This is a genomic window from Novosphingobium sp. IK01, from assembly GCF_033242265.1.
GTDB lineage: Bacteria > Pseudomonadota > Alphaproteobacteria > Sphingomonadales > Sphingomonadaceae > Novosphingobium > Novosphingobium pituita.
The window spans coordinates 2,055,449-2,075,771 of record NZ_BTFW01000001.1 but is presented as its reverse complement, the minus strand read 5'-3'; the positions used below and the strand labels follow the sequence as shown (position 1 = coordinate 2,075,771).

The window sequence follows — 20,323 nt, the reverse complement described above, 5'->3', positions numbered from 1 at the left end:
TCGGGCACCCAATATTGGGCGCAATACCGACAGACGAAAGATCCCATGACCGAACAGACCGAAACCGGATTTGATCAGGTTCTTCAGTTCACCGTTCCCGCGCGCGATGCGCGGGGGCGCGTGGTTCGCCTTGGGCCGGTGCTCGACACCGTGCTCTCGGCCCATTCCTATCCCGCCCCGATCCGCAAGGTGCTGGCCGAGGCCCTCGTGCTCACCGCCCTGCTGGGCGCGCTGCTCAAGGACGACGATGGCCAGCTGACGATGCAGGCCCAGACGCAGGATGGCGTCGTCGAACTGCTCGTGTGCGATTATCGCGGCGGCGAAGTGCGCGGCTATGTCCGCCACGACCGCGCGCGCCTCGACGAACTGGGGCCGAATCCCTCGCTTCATGCGCTGTTCGGCGATGGCTATCTGGCGATCACCTTCGATCTGGCCAGCAGCGACCAGCGCTATCAGGGCATCGTCCCGCTCGAAGGCGAAAGCCTGGCCCAGGCCTGCGAAGCCTATTTCTTCCAGTCCGAACAGGTGCCCACGCTGATCCGTGTCGGGGTGAGCCAGCAGGACGGCCACTGCGTGGCCGGTGGCATGCTGGTGCAGCATCTGCCCGATGGCGAGGAAGGGCGCGAGCGGCTCCATGCCCGGCTCGACCATCCCGAATGGGAGCACATCGCGGCGCTGGCCGGGACGCTGAGCGTCGAAGAACTGACCGATCCGGCGCTCGGCCTCGAAAGTCTGGTCTGGCGCCTGTTCCACGAGGAAAGCGAGGTGCGCGTTGCGCGTGGCACCGTGCTGAGCCGTGGCTGCCGCTGCACGAGCGAGTATTACCGCGAGATTCTGGCTCGTTTCGGCGAGGCAGAGCGCGCCGAGATGGCCGATGAAAACGGCGAGATCGTCGTCGATTGCGCGTTCTGTTCGCGCGCCTTCCCGATCCATTTCTGAATAGGCCACTTCTGAACAGGCCACTTCTGAACAGGTTTGCGTCGTCCGCTGTCTTCATCGGGCGACGCAGGCTTTACAAACAGAACAGAGCGGCGCTGTCTGGGCAGGCCCCCTTCAAGCATCGGGGCTGATGGCTTATATACAGGGCACGGGGTTTCGTGTGTTCGCGTGGGTTCGGACACATGTGCGGGAGTTTTGGCGATGACGTTCATGCGCGCTGTGCGCCATGGTTGTGCAGTTGGGATCGGCGTGTTGGGGTGCCTTGGCGGTAGCGCCTGGGCCCAGCCGGGGCATCCTGCGCTCGAAATGCTCGCCCATCTGGCCTCCGGTCAATGGCTCGTCCATGCGCGCGATGGCGGCATGGCCGATACGCGGATGTGCCTGGCCGATGGCCGCCCGCTGATCCAGCTTCGCCACACGGGCTTGCAGTGCCGCCAGTTCGTCGTTCAGGACGAGCCGAACGCTGTCACGGTCAGCTATACTTGCGGCACGGCGGGTTCGGGGATGACCCGGATGCGCATGGAAAACGATTCGCTGGTGCAGATCGAGACGCAGGGCATTGCCCATGGCCTGCCGTTTTCCTTCACGGCGGAGGCCCGGCGCGTGGGGGTCTGCCGGCGCTGAGAGCGCAAGGGAGGACTTGCCGCCCGGCGCGTGGGGGGCTAGCCCGGCAGCATGAATGATCTTGCTTCTTCGACGTCCTCGGCCCCGCTGGCGGTCGTACTGCTTTCCGGTGGCCTCGATTCCATGGTCTGTGCCGGGCTTGCGCAGGAACAGGGCTATCGCGTTCTGGCCCTGACCATCGACTACAACCAGCGCCACCGTGTCGAACTCGATGCCGCGCGCACGATTGCCGCGCGCCTGGGGGTCGAGCGCCATGTGATCCTGCCGCTCGACTTGCGCCAGTTCGGCGGTTCGGCGCTGACCGATGCGATCGACGTGCCCAAGGACGGGCTGGGCGACGACATTCCGGTGACTTATGTGCCCGCGCGCAACCTCGTGTTCCTCTCGCTCGCGCTCGCCTGGGCCGAGGCGGCGGGCTCGAAAGACCTGTTCATCGGGGTCAATGCGCTCGACTATTCGGGCTACCCGGATTGCCGCCCCGAATTCATCGGCGGCTTTCAGGATCTGGCCCGCGTGGCCACCAAGATCGGCAGCGAGGGAGGCACGGTGACGGTCCACGCCCCGCTCCAGCACCTCAAGAAATCGGAAATCGCGCAGGAAGCGGCGCGGCTTGGGCTTGAGGCCGGGGAAAGCTGGTCGTGCTACGATCCGCTGCCCGATGGCCGGGCCTGCGGGGAATGCGACAGCTGCCGCCTGCGCAAGGCGGGCTTTGCCGAAGCGGGCCTGATCGACGGGACACGCTACGGCGCCTGAATCTGGCGCTGCCCTGTCCAAAACTAATGGGCTGAAGGGGGCCCTGCCCCCTTCGTCATCCCTTTTCTTCTCTCTTCATCGCCAGAAGCGCCTCAGCCGAGCAGCTTCTGCCCCTTTTCGCGGACCATGGTTTCGATCATGCCGCGCGCAAAGCCCATGCCAGCCGGGATTTCCACGTCGAACAGGAGCTGGGTTTCCTCGATCGTCACCGCGGAGGGGACGGTGAAGCCCATCGAGGAGACGGTCATCGTCAGGTGATCGGCATCGCTCCACGCCGCTTCGACCTGGGCCATCCCGCCGATCAGGTTGCTGGCCTTTTCCGAGGCGCGGCCCAGACGGCTTTCCATGCGGCGGCGGACTTCATCCTTGCCGAGGGTGTGGGGCAGGGTCACGCGCATGCTTCGAGGTCTCCAGAATCACGAATTGTGTGGTGCGCTCAGAGATGGCGCCGCCGGGGTGTCTTCCAGCCCATCGCCATAGCGATAGTCAAGATAGCGTCCGCGCACGGCGAGGGCATCGAGGTCGCCCGAGGCCAGTTCGCGGGTGATCTGGTCGATTTCGGCGCTGATCTTGCCGAGGCCATCGGCCAGTTGTTCGTCGGCGGTGCGGCCTGCGCGTTCCTCGCTGCGCAAATGGGCGGGGATGCGGCGCCAGCTTTCGATCATGCCGGGCAGGTGTTCGCCCACGAGGCTGCGGACTTGCCCGACGGCGGGCTCGGCCGGGTCGATGCCCTGAAGCTGGGCGCCCAGAGCGTCGAGCTGGAGGCCGATCGTGTCGACCAGGCGCACGGCAGGGGCGGGCAGGCTGGGGCGCTGGGCTTCGAGCCAGAGTTCGGTGCGCCCGACCATCGTATGGGCGTCGCCCTTGTTGATCGAGGCAAGGTCGGGCGCCCTGAAGCGCGGGAACATGGCAAAGAAGCCGAGCGCGGCCAGAACGGCCAGAACCGTCAGCACGAAGCCGCCCAGCCCGATGCCGTCGAGCGCGAGGCCCGCAGCCATCGCCACGACGAGGATCACGCCCACGGCCATGGCCATGCGCGCGGCCTTGCGGGCGATGTGGCGGCGTTTCATTTCGGCCGAACGCGCGCCGATCGAGGGGCCGCGCACCGAGGCATTCCGTTCGGCCTGCTGGCGTGTCAGCGTGGTGCGCGCGGCGTCGAGAATGCGGTCGGAAGGGGTGGTGACGGGCATTGCCGGGTCAGCCCTCCAGGCTCAGCAGCGAGGGCGCGCCCGGTTCGGCGGCGGCCTTGTTGGCGCCCTCTGTCCGCGCGATGTAGCCGCGCGACTTTTCCACTTCGCCCGAGAGCGTTTCGACCGTCTGCTTCATCGAATCGAGCGCCTTGATCTTGAAGGTGTCGATGGTGTCCATCGTCTCGTAGATGTTCTGGAACGCGCGCTGGAGCGTTTCGAGGGGGACCGTGCTGGAGGCGGCCATCTCGTGGATCTTGCCGGTCTGCTCGCGCAGGAGCTTGCCGGTCGAATCGATGATGTTGGCGGTCGTGGTGTTGAGCGCGGTGATCTGTTCGAGGACGAGGCGCTGGTTGGTCAGGGCCTGGGCGACGGTGACGGCGGTGCGCAGCGCGGCAACGGTCGTCGTGCTGGCGCGGTCGACGCCCTTGACCAGTTCGACATTGTTTTTCTTGACCAGATCGAGCGCGAGATAGCCCTGCACGGTCACGGCCATCTGCGTGAGCAGGTCCTGCGCGCGCTGGCGGGTGTAGAACAGCGCGCTTTCGCGGATCGCCTTGGCCTTGGCCGGATCGGTGTGGTCGAGATCGGCGGCGGCGTCTTCCAGCTTGGTATCGAGCAGGCGGGCGATGGTGATCATCTGTTCGAGGTTGCCCATCGCCTCCCACAGCTTCTGCCGTTCGACATCGATGGCGGCGTTGTCCATCAGCAGCTCGTCCTTGCCCGAGGCGAGGCGGTCGAGGATCGCCTTGATGTGCCCCTGGGCCGAGACGTAGCCGTCGAAGTACTTCTTCATGCTGTTGCCCAGCGGGATGATCCCGAGGAGCTTGCGCCCCGACGAGAGCGTGCCCTTGCGGCCCGGATCGAGGTCTTCGACCGTGCGGCGCAACTGGGCGAGATCGGCGCCCACGCCTGAATCCTTGTCCATCGCCCGGATCGGACGGTCGAGGAAGCGATTCGACATGCCCGCCGCCGTGCTGATTTCCTTGCGGCCCATCGCGGTCAACTGGTCGACCCGCTTGCCGAATTCGGGGCTGGCGGCATCCTGTGCCAGAAGGTCGGCCACGAAGGCTTCGGCACGGGCTTCGAGTTTGTTGCGCGTGTCCTCGGCCACGGGAACGAGCCCGGCGGCCTGCTGGGGCGCAACCACGGGCACCGGCTCGGGCGGGGTCAGCTGGATTCCGGGGGCCGAGAGGGGCGGCGTGCTGGCCATGGGCGGGCTCCTGATACGGGCGGTGGGATGCGTTTGGCGACAAAGATGGCGTCGGGGGGCGGGTGGTGCAAGCTGTATTGGCTAAATAACACACCGGGCCAGACGACTGGGCCAGACGACCGGGCCAGACGACGGTCTGCCCCGGACAAGGCCCGGTCATCATGCAAAACGGGGCGCGATGCCATCTGCACCGCGCCCCGTTTTGTTTTGCAAGCTGACCGGTCGATCAGGCGGCGAGCTGATAGGGTTCGATCTCGCCCGAGAGATACAGCTTCTTGGCCTTGGCGCGGCTGAGCTTGCCCGAGCTGGTGCGCGGCAGGGTGCGCGGGGGCACCAGTTCGACCACGCAGTTCATGCCGGTGATCGCGCGGACCTTGTCGCGGATCTGGTCGCGCAGCTTCACGCGTTCCTCGGGGTCGGACACGCGGCAGTGGACCAGCACGGCGGGGGCTTCCTCGCCGTTTTCGGTCTCGACCGAGAAGGCGGCAATGTCGCCCTGGTGGAAACCGGGGAGCTGTTCGACAGCCCACTCGATGTCCTGCGGCCAGTGGTTCTTGCCGTTGATGATGATCATGTCCTTCGCGCGACCCACGATGAACAGATAGCCCTTCTCGTTGACGTAGCCCATGTCGCCGGTGTCGAGCCAGCCGTCGACCATGCAGGCGGCGGTCGATTCCGGGTCGCGGAAATAGGAATGCATTAGCGAGGTGCCACGGCACCAGACCTTGCCGATGTGGTGATGGTCGAGCGGCTGGCCGTCTTCACCGCGAATCGCCAGTTCCATGCCACGCACGGGCACGCCGCAGTTGACGATGGCGCGATAGCGCGCGGGGCGCGAGAGATCGCGCGGGCAGCCCGAAAGGCGTTCTTCCTCGACCAGCTCGACGCGGATGCCTTCATCGGGCGGCATCATGGTGACCGCCAGAGTCGCTTCGGCGAGGCCATAGCTGGGGAAGAAGGCCTGGGCCTTGAAGCCCGCGTCGGCAAAGGCGTTGACGAAGCCCTGCATGACATCGGGGCGGATCATGTCGGCCCCGTTGCCCGCCAGACGCCAGCGCGAGAGGTCGAAGCGCTCGGCCACGTTGGTCTGGCTCGAAATGCGGCGGGCGCAGATGTCGTAGCCGAACGTCGGCGAATAGGACAGCGTGGTGCCCTGGTTGCGGCTGATCACGTCGAGCCAGGCCAGCGGACGGCGGGCGAAATCTTCGGTCTTGAGATAGTCGACAGAGACCTGGTTGGCGATCGGCGAGAGGAAGCAGCCGACCAGACCCATGTCGTGGTACCACGGCAACCAGCTGATGCAGCGGTCGCCATCGGTGATCTGCATGCCGTGGGCATGGCCTGCCAGATTGGACAGCAGCGCCCGGTGGGTGACGGCCACGCCATGGGGGAAGCGGGTCGAGCCGCTCGAATACTGGAGGTAGCAGATCGCGTCGGGATCGGCCTGCGGCAGCGGATCGGGGCTGATCGCGCCGGCGTTGAACTGCGCCCAGTTGAGGCCCGCACAGCCCTGGCGCGCGGCGGCCTGGCTGCACATTGCGTCAAGCTCGCCCGGATAGACGAGCATGACCGGATCGGAGCTGGCCAGCTGCACGGCGAGCTGGTCGATATAGTTGTCCTTGCCGCCAAAGCTGGTGGGCAGGGGCAGGGGCACCGGCCAGGCCCCGGCATAGATCGCGCCGCAGAACAGCGCGGCGAAATCGGGGCCGGTTTCGGCGATCAGCGCCAGACGATCACCCGGCTTGATCCCGTGGGCGACCATGCGGCGGGCGGCGACCAGCGCATCCTCGCGCAGCTGCGCATAAGGATAGACACGGGCGAGCGTGCCGCGCGGATCGTGGAAATTGAACCCGCGTTCCCCCTGGGCGGCATAGTCCAGCGCGTCGCAGAACGTCGCAAAGTCGGCATAACGGCGCGGCTGTGCATCGTCATTGGGCGTGGGAACAAGGGCCGTCTTTTCTGCGACGGCGGCCGTTACGGTCATGCGGGTACCCCAGAAATGAAATAGAAGGTCAGGGAACGTTTTGATCTCTAACGCGTATTGCCGGAGTGCCCTGCGCGCCCTTCGGGGTCTCCCGTCGGGGCAGGCCGGGTCCGGCTGGCCGCGCTCCTTGCCTGTGGCTGCGCCCGGCGCAAGCCCCAATGGTCAAGAAACGGTAGCACGAGGTTCTCATTTAGCACTGAGTGTGGCACGAATATGGCGTGAACCCGCCCCATCGATCAGATCGTCGCAACCGTGCGACCGTTCGCCCCCATCCGCTCGATGCGGCCCGACTCGATGAACTGGCGCTGGCCTATGTCGCCCGTTTTGCCACCAGCACCGGCAAGCTGGCCGCCTATCTGGCCCGAAAGCTGCGTGAACGCGGCTGGGACGAGGACGCCGCCGCGCCGCCCGACGTGGAGGCCGTGGTCGAGCGCATGGCCCGCGCGGGCTATGTCAGCGACGAGGGCTATGCCCGCATGCGCAGCGCCAGTTTGCGCCGCCGGGGGCTTGGCGCAAGGCGGATCGCCCAGGATCTGGGGCAGGCGGGAATCGACGCAGACATGCGCGAGGAGGCGCTCGGTTCGCGGCAGGACGCGCGCGCTGCCGCGCTCACGCTGGCCCGCAAGCGGCGTCTGGGGCCCTTTGCGGGCGCAAGGGGTGATGAGGCGGATGGGGGCGATGCCGGGGCGCGGCTCGACCCGGCGCAGCGCGAAAAGCAGATTGCGGTTTTTCTCAGGGCCGGTCACCCCCTTGCCACGGCGCGCGCGCTCGTGAATGCAGCGAGTGTTTCCGAGGCGGAAGAGTGGGTTTATGAAGCAGACGATTAAGACAGCCGCGGCAGGTGTGATGCTGGCCCTTGCCGCTGGCGTGGTGGCTTGCGCCCCCGCGACGGCGGACGCGGGCGCGCACGACAAGAAGCACGAAAAGAGCGGGGCCGCAGCCCCGGCCAGCGTCCACCCGATCTCGGGCCTCAAGGTCGTGCCGCTGACGATCAGCACCAAAAACGGGCGCCACACGTTCCGCGTCGAAGTGGCGGTGAGCGAGGAAGAACAGGCCAAGGGCCTGATGTTCCGCACCCAGATGGGCGCCGACGAGGGCATGATCTTCCCGATGGACCCGCCGCGCATGGCCGCGTTCTGGATGAAGAACACGGTGATCCCGCTCGACATCGTGTTCATCGGCCCCGACCATCGCGTGCTCAACGTGGCGGCCAATGCCGTGCCTTACGACCTGACCCCACTTCCTTCGGTCGACCGGGCCGCGGGCGTGCTCGAACTCAATGGTGGCCGCGCGGCACAGATTGGGCTCAAGGCAGGCGACAAGGTCGTCTGGTAAGGCTCCGTTCGAAATTCGCCGAAAGAGGCGAATTTCGGTTCGGCACCGGCCCGCTCCCCCACCCGACCTCCCTACGATAGTACCCTATGGGAGGTCGGGTGGGGGAGCGGGCCGGTGCCGAACGATCCGAAACGATAGTTTCGGATCAGGCGCCAGGATGTTGATGGCTTCGCGAGCGCATTGATATCTTGCCGACTCCCCCCTTCCGGGGCTAGGGCGTGATCCGTCGGAACGGTGCGCTTCTTGCTGAAGGGCAGAGTCTGGCGCGGTGGCCTGCAATGGGGGCCTGCAATGGGAAACACAGCTTCATGAGCATTCTCGGCAAGATCTTCACCTGGTGGAACGGCGCCACGTTCACCACCATGCTCGACAGCGCACGCAATGGCGAACTCGTCGGCCATGACGCCCAGGGCAACAAGTACTATCGCGCCAAGAAGCCCTATCCCAAGGGCCACCCCTTCCAGGGCCGCGAACGCCGCTGGGTGATCTACAACGGTTCCAACGATGCCAGCCGCGTTCCGGCCGAATGGCACGGCTGGCTCCACGGCAGCCTCGCCGGCGTGCCCGAAAGCAACCTGCCGCCCCCGCGCATCTGGGAAGTCGAATATACCCCCAACGCGACCGGGACGGCCAAGGCCCACCACCCGCATCACGCCCATCTGCCCCATTCCAAGGGTGCGGGCGAATACGAAGCCTGGTCGCCCGAGGCCTGATGATCCCGAACACGCCGCGGGTTGCGGCGGCATGGATCGGTCTGGTGGCCGGGGCTGGTGCCCTGGCCCTGGCCGGATGCCACCGCGAACCTGCCGATACCCCGCCGCCCAGTGAGGCAACGGGTGCTGCTCCGGTGGCAGCGGCCAGCGGCGGCGTGGTGGAAAGCGGCTATGGCACGCCGGTCAAGGACCGCGTGGCCACGCTGGGCTTCCTCAACAAGCGCAACAATATCACGCAGGACATCGTGCTGCGTTCGGGCGAGGCGCGGCAGATCGGCAATGCCATCGTGCGCCTGTCCACGTGCGAGCGCACCGCGCCCTGGGAAGACCCCGCCGAGACGGGCGCCTTCGTCCAGCTTTTCGTGCAGGAACGCGCGACCACCGAGCAGAAGCTGACCTGGCACAAGGTCTTCTCGGGCTGGCTGTTCAAGAATTCGCCTTCGCTCAACGTCGTCGAGCACCCGGTCTATGATGTCTGGGTGAAGGACTGCGCGATGAAGTTTCCGGGCGAGGAAGACGATCCCGCTGCGGCAGCGGCTGCTGCGGCCAGAAGGGCGGCAAAGCCTGCGGGCAAGGTGCCCACCGCGCCAGCGGCGCCATCTGCCCCTGTCGCGCCCGCTCCGGCTGAAGACGATTCGGCGGGCGACACCGATTCGACCACCGGATAGCGCGAGGCCTTGCCCAGCAGGGCAAGATATTCTGCCTGGGGAATTTCCACCGCGCCCATCGAGGCAAGGTGGGGCGTGGAAAACTGGCAGTCGAGCAGTGTCACCCCGGCCATGCGCAGCGCCGCCACCAGCCAGGCCAGCGCCACTTTCGAGGCATCGCTGCGGCGGCTGAACATGCTCTCGCCGCAGAACACTTTGCCAAAGCCCACGCCATAGAGCCCGCCGACCAGTTCGCGCACCGGTTCGCCACCGGGGCCTTGCGTGGTGATCCATGTTTCGATCGAATGGGCATGGCCGAGCTGGTGGAGCGTGCGATAGCTTTCGCGGATGCGCTGCGAGATCCAGCTGTCTTCGGCGCCTTCGCGCGGCGCGGCGCAGGCATCGATCACCGCGTCGAAGGCTTCGTTGCAGGTCACGGTAAAGTGGCCGCGCCGCAACGTGCGCGCGAGCGAGCGCGAGCAATGGAACCCGTCGAGCGGGAGAATCGCGCGCAGGCGCGGCTCCACCCAATAGATTTCAGGGTCGTCGCGGCTGTCCGACATCGGGAAGATGCCGGCGCGATAGGCCCTGAGCAGGAGGTCGGGCGGGATCATGATCGAGGTTGATTGCAACATGACGGGTGAAAATCTTCATCCGCCGGTTGCACTGTCCGCGTCAACCCACTAAGGGCCCCTCACGAGCACAGGAGTGTAGCTCAGTTGGTAGAGCATCGGTCTCCAAAACCGAGGGCCGTGGGTTCGAGTCCCTCCACTCCTGCCACTCTTCCGGGAAAGTCCGGGAGTGGTCCTGTCCTGAAGGCCGGTTGAGCAAGTCCCGGCGTTTCTGCTCGGATACATGGAAATCGAAATCGATTGCGGGATGATCCTGCTTTTGTGCGCGGGGCTCCGGGGATCGCGGCGATTCCGGATCAGACCTGTCTGGACGGTCCTGCCAAATCGGATGTAAACAGGGCGCGGGGCCTATCAGGAGAGTATTTCCCATGCGCAAGTTTGCCACCGCCGTGACCACTGCCATGATTTCCGGCGCCATGGTTTTCGCCGCCACCCCGATGATCGCCCAGGCCGCGCCCTGCAAGGACGCCAAGGGCAAGTTCATCAAGTGTCCGCCCGCCAAGCCTGCGCCCAAGAAGGTGTGCAAGGATGCCAAGGGCAAGTTCATGAAGTGCGCGAAGTGATCTGACGCGCGCCCAGGACGTGTTTCTACAGACGGGGGCGACACAGGATGTCTGCCCCCGTGCCTGATGCCTGAACCGTGACGGGCCTTGCCAAGAGGCATGACTGGCCCTAGATACCCGCTACCTCCCGACATCGGAGTTTCTATCTGCCCCTCCCGGACTTGTCCGGGGCGGCGATGACCCCTAGGCGGAAGGCACGCGTTTCATTCAGGCAGCGAAGGCATGACCGCCATGGCCAAGACCAGCCCCAACGAATTCTTCAACCAGGTGAAAGCCGAGGCGCGCAAGGTCGTGTGGCCCACCCGCCAGGAAACCACCACGACCGCGATCTTCGTGGGCATCATGATGCTGATCCTCTCGGTGTTCTTCCTGGGCATCGACAGCGTGTTCGGCATGATCGTGCAGTGGCTGCTGAAGCTGGCCTGACCTCCACCACCGGAAAAGAGACTGAACAATGGCCCGTTGGTACATCATCCACGCCTATTCCGGCTTCGAGAACAAGGTCCGCGACGCGATCATCTCGGAAGCCGAGCGCATTGGCCTTTCGCAGCTGGTCGAAGCGGTCGAAGTGCCGACCGAGACCGTTACCGAAGTCAAGCGCGGCAAGAAGATCGCCGTCGAGCGCAAGTTCATGCCCGGCTACGTGCTGGCCAAGCTGGCGATGAACGACGACATCTACCACCTCGTCAAGAACACCCCCAAGGTGACCGGCTTCCTCGGCCACAATGGCAAGCCCCAGCCGATTTCCGAGAAGGAAGCCGCCCGCTACTTCGGCGCGCGCGAGCAGGCCGCGGCAGAACCGGCCCGTCAGGTCGCTGTCGATTACGAGATCGGCGATTCGGTCAAGGTCAACGCGGGGCCGTTTGCCTCGTTCAACGGCGTTGTCGAGGAACTCGATTTCGACAAGCATCGCGTCAAGGTTTCGGTCTCGATCTTTGGGCGCGCGACGCCGGTCGAACTGGGCTTCGACGAGGTCGAACTGGTCAAGTAAGGCTTTTTCCCCCTCCACCACCCGCTTCGCGGGCGGTCCCCCTCCCCATTGCATGGGGAGGATCGGGAAAGTCCTCCCCGCTTGCGGGGAGGTGGCAGCCCGAAGGGCTGACGGAGGGGCAGGCGCCTCACACCTCATTCAACGATTCGCCTTCCTCCCCCCGGCGGGGGAGGATTTTGGCGTTTCGTGTTTCCCGGCCGAGTTGCAATTGCGGTGCAACCTGCTATGGGCGCCCACTTCGCGAACGGGTTTCGGCCCGTCCGATTCCGTGCGGCAGGGACGCCTCCGGGCGCCCCGTTTTACCGCTTACTCTGCGGAGCATCCGCTCCAACAGGATGAAAGGAGGCCATCATGGCCAAGAAGATCGAAGGCTACATCAAGCTGCAGATCAATGCCGGCGAAGCCAAGCCTTCGCCGCCGATCGGCCCCGCGCTGGGTCAGCGCGGTGTGAACATCATGGGTTTCTGCAAGGAATTCAACGCAGCAACCCAGGAAGTTGAAAAGGGCACCCCGCTGCCCACCGTGATCACGGTTTATGCGGACCGCTCGTTCAGCTTCGTGACCAAGACTCCGCCTGCCACCTACTTCATCAAGAAGGCCGTGGGCATCAAGTCGGGCTCGAAGACCCCGGGCAAGGCTTCGGCCGGCACCATCAAGCGTTCGCAGCTGGAAGAAATCGCCCAGGCCAAGATGAAGGACCTGAACGCGAACGACATCCAACAGGCGGCCAAGATCATCGAGGGCTCGGCCCGTTCGATGGGTCTTCAGGTTGTGGAGGGCTGAGTATCATGGCCAAGCAGACCAAGAAGCAGAAGGCTCTCGTCGAGAAGCTGGGCGACAACCAGGCGCTGTACGGCGTCGATGAAGCCATCCAGCTGCTCAAGGACCTCAAGAGCGCCAAGTTCGACGAATCGCTCGAAGTGTCGCTGAACCTGGGCGTCGACCCGCGTCACGCCGACCAGATGGTCCGTGGCATGGTCACGCTGCCCTCGGGCACCGGCAAGGACGTCAAGGTCGCCGTGTTCGCCCGTGGCGACAAGGCTGAAGCGGCTCTGGCCGCCGGTGCCGACCGCGTTGGCGCCGAAGACCTGCTCGAAGACATGCAGAACGGCAACCTCGACTACGGTCGCGTGATCGCCACCCCCGACATGATGGGTGTGGTCGGCCGTCTCGGCAAGGTGCTGGGCCCCAAGGGCCTGATGCCGAACCCGAAGCTGGGCACCGTGACCCCGAACGTGGCCGACGCGGTGAAGGCCGCCAAGGCTGGCCAGATCGAATTCCGCGTCGAAAAGGCCGGGATCATCCATGGCGGCATCGGCAAGCTCTCGTTCTCGAACGAAGCCCTGCGTGCCAACTTCGACGCGTTCGTCGATGCGATCGTCAAGGCCAAGCCGTCGGGCGCCAAGGGCAAGTACGTCCGCAAGGTCGGTCTGTCCTCGTCGATGGGCCCGGGCATCAAGGTCGACCTGACCAACGTTCAGGGCGCCTGATCTGCCGGCTCGGGCCTGTTCAAAGGCCCGGACGACAAAGAGTTTACGGGGTCGGGAGGGTTTGCCTTCCCGGCCCCGTTCTTTTTGGGCTAGCTTGATTCCCGTGACGAATACTTCTTCTCCCGATCCCCTCGCGCCGCGTCTGGTCGACGAGGCCGAATGCGTCGCTTCCGTTCTTCTGGCGATTGCGCTGGCCCACCGGACCGGGGCCACCCATGTCTCGTGGGCGGCCTTCACCGGCTACATGGTCATGCGCGGGCAGGCGAGCGAGACGCTGCGCCGGGCGATCCTGCGCATCATCGGGACGGCGGTGGGCGCGCTCCTGTGTCTGGGCGTGCTCCAGACGGCGGGGCACTCGATGATCGTGCTGGGGCTGGCCATGGCGCTGGTCGGCACGGTCAGCCTCTATGGCGCGATTACCGCGCGCTATGCCTATGCCTGGCTGTTTCTGGGCCTGACGTTCGCGATGATGCTCTACGACCGCGTGGAGATGCCCGCCGCCGATCCGCGCACTTTTGCGGTCATGCGCATGATCGAGACGCTGGCGGGCACGGCGGCCTGTGTGAGCGTGAGCCTGCTCTCGGCCTGGACGCTGCGGCGCCACTGGCCCGCGATCCGCGCGCCCAAGCCCAAGGGCGTGGGCTGGCGGCCCGATGCGATGATCCATGGTGCGCGCGGCGGGGTGGCGCTGGCGCTGCTGCTGGGGCTGGCGACGATCTACGACTTGCCCGCGCTGGTTTCAGGCTCGATCACGATCATGGCGGTCATGCTGATCCCGGTGACGGCGGTGGACGGGCCCAACGGCTTGCGCCATGTCAGCCGCCGCTTGTGGCACCGGCTGCTCGGTTGTCTGGCCGGGGGGCTGCTGGCGGCCATGGTGCTGGCGCTGGCGGGGCTGCTGCATGGCCCGGCGCGGGCCGGGGCGCTGCTGCTGGGCACGGCGTTGGGGGTGGCGCTGGGGCGCCATCTGGAAAACGGCAATCACGGGCGCGGCTATGTCGGCACGCAGTTCACGCTGGCGGTGCTGGTCGTGCTGGTGCCCGACAGCTGGGACGGCGCGCATATCGCGCCCGGTTATGACCGCCTGCTCGGCGTGCTGGTGGGCATGGCCGTGCTCGAACCTGTGCTGTTGCTGGGCGCGGCTTTTTCCAAGGTTCGCGCGGCGCGCGTGCCGGTCGCCCAGAGCCTGGGCGCGGGCGAGATTTAGGATTTGGGCGCGCGCGCGAGCGTCGCGCGGGTATAGCATTCGATCACGAGGCTGATCGCCGCGCCATCGGGGCGGCGCAGCACGGCGCGATGCGACAGGACCGTTCCCTTCGGGCATCCGGGCAGGGCCCCGCGCCTTGCGGCCAGTCGCTCGCGGGTGAAATGGAGCGGGGCGACGACCGTGCCGAACGGGGTCTGGCTGGTGGCCAGTGCTTCGTTCATCGCCGGGGTCAGCCGCGCGGGCACGAACCAGTTCTGCGCATCGGACAGCACGACATCGCCACAGGCCAGCCGGACATGGCGATAGCCGAGCGCCTCCTGCCCCGACACGCCGAGCGCGCGGCGCACGTCAGCAGGCGCGGGACGGGCGGTGCGGTCGGCCAGCGCGTGGATCGTGGCCGGGCTGGCGAGGCGCCGCGCGGCGCACCATTGCGCCAGCGCGACCGTGGCGCTGGGCTGGGCCGCCAGCGTGGCCTCGAAGCGGGGCAGGGCGGGGTTCGTGCAGGCGGTCAGGGCCAGCACGCATGGCAACAGGGCGCCCCTGATGGCCCGAAGCGCACCCGGCCGCCGCATGTGTTTCAGATCCCGCCAGCCACGGCATCAAGGCCCAGTGCCTTCAGATCGGCGATGAGCGCGGCGGCGCATGTGTCGAGCGCGGCCCGGTCGGTCGAGCGGATCACGAAGTTGGCGCCCACGCGGCCTTCGCGGAAGAACGGGTAGGAGCCGATCTGGCAGCCCGCATGGGTCTTTTCCGTGGTGCGCAGGAGGTCGGCGATCTCGCTTTCGGCGACCCAGCAGCCGACCGTGACTGAGAGCACGGGCAGCCCGCCTTCGAGCGTGCCGGTGAGCGCGGCGAGCATTTCGGCGGCGATGTGGGGCACGCCTGCCAGCACGAAGATGTTTTCGACAGCGATGCCCGGCGCGCCCGAGAGCGCGTTTTCGATCAGCCGCGCGCCAGCGGGTACGCGGGCCATGCGCAGGCGGGCCGGCGTCAGCCCGCCGCGCGTGGCGTAATAGTTTTCGAGGATGGCGCGGGCATCGGGATGGATCACCACCTCGACCCCGAGCGCGGCGGCCACGGCCTCGACCGTGATGTCGTCGTGGGTCGGGCCGATGCCGCCGGTGGTGAACAGGTAGTCGTTGCGCGCGCGCAGGATGTTGACCGCCTCGACGATGGCCGCTTCCACGTCGGGCACCACGCGCACCTCGCGCAGGCGGATGCCCTGCACGTTGAGCCAGCTGGCGACTTGCGCGATGTTCTTGTCGTGGGTGCGGCCCGAGAGGATCTCGTCGCCGATCACCAGCAGGGCGGCGGTCCAGATGCGGTCGGAGGACGACGGGGCGAGGGGGCTGGGTGTGGCGCTCATCGGGGCGAACCGTTAGCGCAATCCGGGCCCCATGAAAACGGGGAGGATCAGGAAGAAGCGGGGGCCTGTTCGAAGTGCAGGACACCGTCTTCGAGGGCATCGTGCGCGAAGAAGGCGCGGTCGGCCAGATAGTCGTGGCTGAGCTGCCAGCGCCGCTGTGTGCTGCTGCGCGGCATCAGCCCCAGTCCGCGCCGCAGATAGCCCGAGGAGAACGCCGGGTCGGTGTCTTCGACCAGATCGTGGTTTGCGGGCAGGACCGGGGTGACGACCTGCGTTCCGGTGCGCGCCATGTGGGTGAGCACCTGCACCGTGAAGGCCGCCACCAGATCGACCCGCAATGTCCACGAGGCGTTGAGATAGCCGAAGACCTGCACGAAATTGGGCAGGTTGGAGACCATGCAGTCCTTGTAGTGGAAATGTTCGGACAGGACGACCGGCACGCCATCGCGCGACAGGCTGGCGCCCCCGGACACCGCCATTTTCAGCCCCGTCGCCTTGACGATCACGTCGGCGGGCAGGTGCGTGCCCGAGGCCAGCACGAGGCCCTGGGGTTCGCAAGCGGTGATCGTGTCGGTCACCACGCTGGCGCGGCCCTCGCGGATCGCGGTGAACAGGTCGCCGTCGGGCACCAGGCACAGCCGTTGCTGCCACGGGCCATAGGGGGGCGAGAAGGCGGTTTCGTCCCACGCCGGGCCGAGCGCGCGCATCGCGCGGGCCTTGAGCCAGGCGCCCACTTTGGCGGGCGCACGGCGGGCGCGGCGATAGAACCATGCGCTCACCCGCAAGTTGCGCGCCCGCACGAGCGCGGCGGCCCGGCGCGCGGGGAGCAGGGTGAACAGCATCCGGGCAACCCGGTCGCGGCGGGGGCTGGCGATGAACCATGTCGGCGTGCGCTGGAGCATGGTGACATGGGCCGCGCCCCCGGAGGAGAGCGCGGGGACCAGCGTGGCGGCGGTCGCGCCCGAGCCGACGACGACGATCCGCTTGCCCTGCCAGACCAGATCCTTTGGCCAGAACTGGGGGTGGACGATGGTTCCGGTGAAGCGGTCTTGGGCGGGAAGGGGGGGATTGTGGGCGTTGTCGGGGTCGTAATAGCCGGCGGCCATGATCAGGAAGCGGGCGCTGACTTGGGACTGCGCGCCGGTTTCATCGACGAAGGCGAGGCGCCAGAGCGCGGCCTTGCTGTCCCAGTCGGCATGGGTCAGGCGCTGGCCGAAGCGGATGTGGCGGACCAGATCGTGCTCGTGGGCGACGCGGTCGAGATAGGCGCGGATGGCGGGGCCTTCGGCCACGGCATCGGGGGTGAGCCAGGGCGCGAAATCGAAGCCGAGCGTGTGCATGTCGCTGTCGGAGCGCAGGCCGGGATAGGTGAACAGATCCCAGGTGCCCCCCACCCGTGCGCGCCGCTCGAACAGGGCGAGGCGCAAGCCCGGACAATCGCGGGCGATCCGTGCGGCCATGCCGATCCCGCTGATCCCCGCGCCGATGATGGCGATGTCGGGATCGGGGGCCTGATCGGGAAGGGCCTGATGAGGGGGGTGTGGATGAGCCATCACGGTAAACCGCCCTAGGCGTCCGGGCGCGGAATGTCAGCCCGATTGCACTTCGCCCCCGGCGCGGCCACATAGACGCCATGACGATCATTGCCGCGCGCCGCTATCTTGCCGATCCTGCCGATCCACAAGGGGGGCGCCGCGCGAGTGCGCTGGAGCTGACCGGGACACCCGATGCGCCCGGCAGCCGCGCGGGTGCGAGCGGCGCCTTCGACTGGATCGGCCTGTGCGAGCCCGACCACGACGAAATGGACCGGGTGGCGCATCAATATGGCCTGCATCCGCTCGCCGTCGAGGATGCGCTCAGCCCGCAGCAGATGCCCAAGCTCGACATCTACCAGAAGCACCTGTTCATCGTCGCGCGCACGGCCACGCTCGAACCCGATGAAACGCTGACTTATGGCCAGACGGCCTTTTTCCTCGGGCCCGATTTCATCATCTCGGTGCGCTTCGGGTCGGAGCGCGCCCATGTCGGCCTGCGCCGCACGCTCGAAGCCGACCCCGAGCGGCTGGCCGAGGGCGCCGACTACGTGCTCCATGCGATCCTCGATTTCATCGTCGATGGCTATCTGCCCACGATGGAGAGCCTTGAGGCCGTCGCCCACGACATGGAAGAGTCCGCGATCGATGCGTTTCCCGAGCAGCAGACGATCCGGCGCATCTTCCGCCTGCGCCGCCAGTTGCGCCGGTTCGAGCGGGTCATCGGGCCGATGGAGGAAGTCTGCGAGCGGCTCGCCGAGACCGAGGTACCGCTGATCGACCCGACCGCGCGGATCTGGTTTCGCGACGTGCTCGACCATGTGCGCCGCACGATGGCGCGCATGCGCGGGCTGAAGGAGACGCTCGCCGCCATCGTGGAAACCGCCAGCCTGCTCGAACAGCATCGGCAGGGCGAGATGACCCGCCAGCTGGCGGCCTGGGCGGGGCTGCTCGCGGTGCCCACGGCGATTGCGGGCATTTATGGCATGAACTTCGAATATATGCCCGAGCTCAGGTGGCACTATGGCTATTTCATCCTGCTGGGCTGCGTGGGCACGATCTGCACGACGCTCTACTGGCGGTTCCGCCGGATCGGCTGGCTCTGAGGCCTGAGGCAGGGGCATCCCTTATGGGATCTGCGAGGCAGCCTTAACGGGGCGGGAGTCATGCCAGTTTGCGTGAAGGTGCGCCAGGAAGGCGCAATCCACCGGCTCCAAGGGTCTCGTGCATGTCGATTTTGGGTAACTTGCGCATACGCACCGTGTCATTGCTGGGAACGCTGTTCCTGGCGGTAACTGCCATCGGCTCTGCCGGCATGGCGATCATGGCCACCGAGACGCTGGGCGGGCGGATCAACTATGTGGCCGATGAGACTGTGCCCACGCTGGGGGCGCTGGCGCGCTTGCGCGGGCAGATCGGCGACATGCGTCTGGTGCTGCTCCGCCATGTCCTGACGACCGATCCGGTCAAGCTGGTCGATATCGACCGCGATCTGGTCGCCAGTTTTGCAAGGACCCGCCAGAAAATCGACGATTATCGCAAATTCAGGCGCAATGCCCAGGGGGATGAGGCGCAGGCGATCGATGCTCTCGATGAGGCCTATCGCAATTGGCTGAAGCAGGCGCAAATCGTGCGCAGCCTGTCGCTGGAGAACCGCAACGAGGAAGCTTTTGCCGCATTCAACAACCAGGTCTATGGCCGGGGGCAGGAAATGGGCAGCCGGATCAATGATCTGCTCAATTCCAACACGAAGACTGCCGATGCCACGATGAACGCCGCCCGGCGGCAGGCCGATCACTTGCGGGTTCTGGCCATGCTGGTGGCGGGCGTGGCCGGGCTGGCCGGGCTGGCTGTGGTGCTGATGTTCCGGGCCCGCATGTCGCGCCCGCTCGCCACGCTGGTCGAGGCGATGGACGACATGGCCGGGGGGCAGCTCGACCGCGCCGTGCCGGGCCGTGACAAGGCCGATGAAATGGGCGAGATCGCCCGCGCGCTCGAAGCGATCAAGACGAGCGTGGCCGCCCGTGCCGAAGCGGCCGGGGCGCAGCGCATGGCCGTGCAGCAGCAGATCGTCGGCGCGCTGGGCGCAGGCCTTGCCGCCTTGCGCGAGGGGCGCCTGACCCATCGGCTCAATGATCCTTTCCCGGCCGATTACGAACAGCTCCGCATCGACTTCAACCAGTCGATGGAGAGCGTGGCCACCGCGCTCAGTCAGGTGACCCAGGCCGCGCAGGCCGTGCGCGTGGGGGCCAGCGAGATCGCTTCGGCCAGCGGCGACCTGTCGAACCGCACCGAGAACCAGGCCGCTGCGCTTGAGGAATCGGCCGCCGCCGTGCGCGAACTGGCCGCCGCCGTCGCCCAGACCGCGATGACCGCCAAGGAGGCGAGCGACAGCGCCCGCCAGACCTGCGACAGTGCCCGTCAGAGCGGCAGCACGATGACCCAGGCCGTCTCCGCGATGGAAGAGATCAGCAAGTCGAGCCTCAAGATGCAGGAAATCGTCGCGCTGATCGAGGGCATCGCGTTCCAGACCAACCTGCTCGCGCTCAATGCCGGGGTCGAGGCCGCGCGCGCCGGGGATGCGGGCCGGGGCTTTGCCGTCGTGGCGGGCGAAGTGCGCAGCCTTGCCCAGCGTTCGTCCGACGCGGCCAAGGAAATCACCGCGATCATCCATGCCAGCGGGCGCGATGTCGGCAATGGCGTGCAGATGATCGGCGAGACGCAAGGCGCGCTGGGCCAGATCGTCGAGCGGACCTCGCGCCTGTCGGACATGATCGAGGAAATCGCCCGTTCGGCGCAGGAACAGGCCGGGGCGATCCGTCAGGTCGATACCGTCGTTTCCGACATGGACCGGATCACCCAGGCCAATGCCGCGCTTGTCGAGGAAGCGACCGCCGCCTCGCGCTCGCTGTCGAACGAGGCCAATGCGCTGGGCACCCTGGTCGGTCGTTTCGAACTGGGTCGGGCCAACCATGGCTACGATCACGCGGGCCGTCTGGCCGCCTGATCGTCTGGGCGGCGCGATCCCCGCCTTGTCGCGCCGCCCAATGATTTCGCGCCGCCCAATGATTTCGCGCCGCCCAATGATTTCGCGCCGCCCAATGATTTCGCGCCGCCCAATGATTCCGCGCCGCCCAATGATTCCGC

22 protein-coding genes, 1 tRNA gene and 1 pseudogene are annotated in these 20,323 nt (G+C 66.6%); 16 read left to right on the top strand and 8 right to left on the bottom strand.

Annotation, left to right across the window (positions count from 1 at the left end; all coding sequences use genetic code 11):
• The first annotated feature begins 45 nt into the window (after nucleotides 1–45).
• From hslO to queC, 3 genes are all read left to right on the top strand, one after another.
• Nucleotides 46–939, top strand: a complete 894-nt coding sequence (gene hslO / locus SBI20_RS09615; RefSeq protein ID WP_317974820.1) for an Hsp33 family molecular chaperone HslO — start codon at nucleotides 46–48, stop codon at nucleotides 937–939.
• 201 nt (nucleotides 940–1,140) lie between these two features.
• On the top strand, nucleotides 1,141–1,563 hold the full coding sequence (locus tag SBI20_RS09610; protein ID WP_317974819.1) for a hypothetical protein: 423 nt from the start codon (nucleotides 1,141–1,143) through the stop codon (nucleotides 1,561–1,563).
• A gap of 51 nt (nucleotides 1,564–1,614) precedes the next feature.
• Nucleotides 1,615–2,316 (top strand): 7-cyano-7-deazaguanine synthase QueC, encoded by a 702-nt coding sequence (gene queC / locus SBI20_RS09605; protein ID WP_317974818.1) that lies wholly within the window; start codon nucleotides 1,615–1,617, stop codon nucleotides 2,314–2,316.
• A 92-nt stretch (nucleotides 2,317–2,408) separates the two neighbouring features.
• Here the strand turns inward: queC and SBI20_RS09600 are convergent, their stop codons facing one another.
• The 4 genes from SBI20_RS09600 to SBI20_RS09585 all read right to left on the bottom strand — a co-directional run bounded on the left by SBI20_RS09600 (nucleotide 2,409) and on the right by SBI20_RS09585 (nucleotide 6,700).
• Nucleotides 2,409–2,714, bottom strand: coding sequence for a polyhydroxyalkanoic acid system family protein (locus SBI20_RS09600; protein ID WP_317974817.1), 306 nt, complete (start codon nucleotides 2,712–2,714; stop codon nucleotides 2,409–2,411).
• A gap of 18 nt (nucleotides 2,715–2,732) precedes the next feature.
• Nucleotides 2,733–3,506 carry a hypothetical protein gene (locus SBI20_RS09595; RefSeq protein ID WP_317974816.1) on the bottom strand — a complete coding sequence of 258 codons (774 nt, stop codon included), beginning with the start codon at nucleotides 3,504–3,506 and terminating at the stop codon, nucleotides 2,733–2,735.
• Between the two features lie 7 nt (nucleotides 3,507–3,513).
• Nucleotides 3,514–4,716: a toxic anion resistance protein gene (locus SBI20_RS09590; protein WP_317974815.1), complete on the bottom strand. Its 1,203-nt coding sequence runs from the start codon at nucleotides 4,714–4,716 to the stop codon at nucleotides 3,514–3,516.
• 226 nt (nucleotides 4,717–4,942) lie between these two features.
• Nucleotides 4,943–6,700: a fatty acyl-AMP ligase gene (locus SBI20_RS09585; RefSeq protein WP_317974814.1), complete on the bottom strand. Its 1,758-nt coding sequence runs from the start codon at nucleotides 6,698–6,700 to the stop codon at nucleotides 4,943–4,945.
• Between the two features lie 218 nt (nucleotides 6,701–6,918).
• Between SBI20_RS09585 and SBI20_RS09580 the strand changes: the two genes are divergently transcribed.
• The 4 genes and pseudogenes from SBI20_RS09580 to SBI20_RS09565 form a co-directional block, all read left to right on the top strand.
• Entirely contained in the window at nucleotides 6,919–7,527 is a 609-nt protein-coding gene (locus tag SBI20_RS09580; RefSeq protein ID WP_317974813.1) for a regulatory protein RecX, read from the top strand.
• Nucleotides 7,511–8,035, top strand: a complete 525-nt coding sequence (locus SBI20_RS09575) for a DUF192 domain-containing protein (protein WP_317974812.1) — start codon at nucleotides 7,511–7,513, stop codon at nucleotides 8,033–8,035. The genes SBI20_RS09580 and SBI20_RS09575 overlap by 17 nt, the downstream gene beginning before the upstream one ends.
• A 308-nt stretch (nucleotides 8,036–8,343) precedes the next feature.
• Complete coding sequence (locus SBI20_RS09570; RefSeq protein ID WP_317974811.1) at nucleotides 8,344–8,748, top strand: NADH:ubiquinone oxidoreductase subunit NDUFA12; 405 nt, start codon at nucleotides 8,344–8,346, stop codon at nucleotides 8,746–8,748.
• A pseudogene (locus tag SBI20_RS09565) lies at nucleotides 8,748–9,179 on the top strand (DUF2155 domain-containing protein); the annotation flags it as partial. The gene SBI20_RS09570 and the pseudogene SBI20_RS09565, both read left to right, overlap by 1 nt.
• A 35-nt stretch (nucleotides 9,180–9,214) precedes the next feature.
• Here the strand turns inward: SBI20_RS09565 and aat are convergent.
• Entirely contained in the window at nucleotides 9,215–10,030 is an 816-nt protein-coding gene (gene aat, locus SBI20_RS09560; RefSeq protein ID WP_317974810.1) for a leucyl/phenylalanyl-tRNA--protein transferase, read from the bottom strand.
• A 69-nt stretch (nucleotides 10,031–10,099) separates the two neighbouring features.
• On the opposite strand from aat, the gene SBI20_RS09555 reads away from it, so the two are divergent.
• The 7 genes from SBI20_RS09555 (at nucleotide 10,100) to SBI20_RS09525 (ending at nucleotide 14,278) form a co-directional block, all read left to right on the top strand.
• Nucleotides 10,100–10,175: transfer RNA gene (locus SBI20_RS09555), tRNA-Trp, on the top strand.
• Nucleotides 10,176–10,395: 220 nt separating this feature from the next.
• On the top strand, nucleotides 10,396–10,590 hold the full coding sequence (locus SBI20_RS09550) for a hypothetical protein (RefSeq protein WP_317974809.1): 195 nt from the start codon (nucleotides 10,396–10,398) through the stop codon (nucleotides 10,588–10,590).
• Between the two features lie 231 nt (nucleotides 10,591–10,821).
• Nucleotides 10,822–11,016: a preprotein translocase subunit SecE gene (gene secE, locus SBI20_RS09545; RefSeq protein ID WP_317976097.1), complete on the top strand. Its 195-nt coding sequence runs from the start codon at nucleotides 10,822–10,824 to the stop codon at nucleotides 11,014–11,016.
• 28 nt (nucleotides 11,017–11,044) lie between these two features.
• Entirely contained in the window at nucleotides 11,045–11,581 is a 537-nt protein-coding gene (nusG, locus tag SBI20_RS09540) for a transcription termination/antitermination protein NusG (protein ID WP_317974808.1), read from the top strand.
• Between the two features lie 351 nt (nucleotides 11,582–11,932).
• A complete protein-coding gene (gene rplK / locus SBI20_RS09535) occupies nucleotides 11,933–12,364 on the top strand; it encodes a 50S ribosomal protein L11 (protein WP_317974807.1) in 432 nt (143 codons plus the stop codon).
• 5 nt (nucleotides 12,365–12,369) lie between these two features.
• Complete coding sequence (gene rplA, locus SBI20_RS09530) at nucleotides 12,370–13,071, top strand: 50S ribosomal protein L1 (RefSeq protein WP_317974806.1); 702 nt, start codon at nucleotides 12,370–12,372, stop codon at nucleotides 13,069–13,071.
• 103 nt (nucleotides 13,072–13,174) lie between these two features.
• The gene (locus SBI20_RS09525; protein WP_317974805.1) at nucleotides 13,175–14,278 is read left to right on the top strand and encodes an FUSC family protein; all 1,104 of its coding nucleotides are present in this window, start codon (nucleotides 13,175–13,177) and stop codon (nucleotides 14,276–14,278) included.
• Here SBI20_RS09525 and SBI20_RS09520 read toward each other — a convergent pair.
• From SBI20_RS09520 to SBI20_RS09510, 3 genes are read right to left on the bottom strand one after another with little or no spacing between them, the layout of a single operon-like run.
• Nucleotides 14,275–14,850 (bottom strand): hypothetical protein, encoded by a 576-nt coding sequence (locus tag SBI20_RS09520; RefSeq protein WP_317974804.1) that lies wholly within the window; start codon nucleotides 14,848–14,850, stop codon nucleotides 14,275–14,277. The genes SBI20_RS09525 and SBI20_RS09520 overlap by 4 nt on opposite strands.
• Nucleotides 14,851–14,855: 5 nt before the next feature.
• Nucleotides 14,856–15,644: a competence/damage-inducible protein A gene (locus SBI20_RS09515; protein WP_317974803.1), complete on the bottom strand. Its 789-nt coding sequence runs from the start codon at nucleotides 15,642–15,644 to the stop codon at nucleotides 14,856–14,858.
• A gap of 47 nt (nucleotides 15,645–15,691) precedes the next feature.
• Nucleotides 15,692–17,197, bottom strand: coding sequence for a flavin-containing monooxygenase (locus SBI20_RS09510; RefSeq protein ID WP_317974802.1), 1,506 nt, complete (start codon nucleotides 17,195–17,197; stop codon nucleotides 15,692–15,694).
• Nucleotides 17,198–17,277: 80 nt separating this feature from the next.
• Here SBI20_RS09510 and SBI20_RS09505 point away from each other — a divergent pair, with 80 nt between their 5' ends.
• Both SBI20_RS09505 and SBI20_RS09500 read left to right on the top strand, forming a co-directional pair.
• Nucleotides 17,278–18,282: a magnesium and cobalt transport protein CorA gene (locus SBI20_RS09505; protein ID WP_317974801.1), complete on the top strand. Its 1,005-nt coding sequence runs from the start codon at nucleotides 17,278–17,280 to the stop codon at nucleotides 18,280–18,282.
• Nucleotides 18,283–18,404: 122 nt separating this feature from the next.
• Entirely contained in the window at nucleotides 18,405–20,183 is a 1,779-nt protein-coding gene (locus SBI20_RS09500; RefSeq protein WP_317974800.1) for a methyl-accepting chemotaxis protein, read from the top strand.
• Nucleotides 20,184–20,323: the final 140 nt, after the last annotated feature.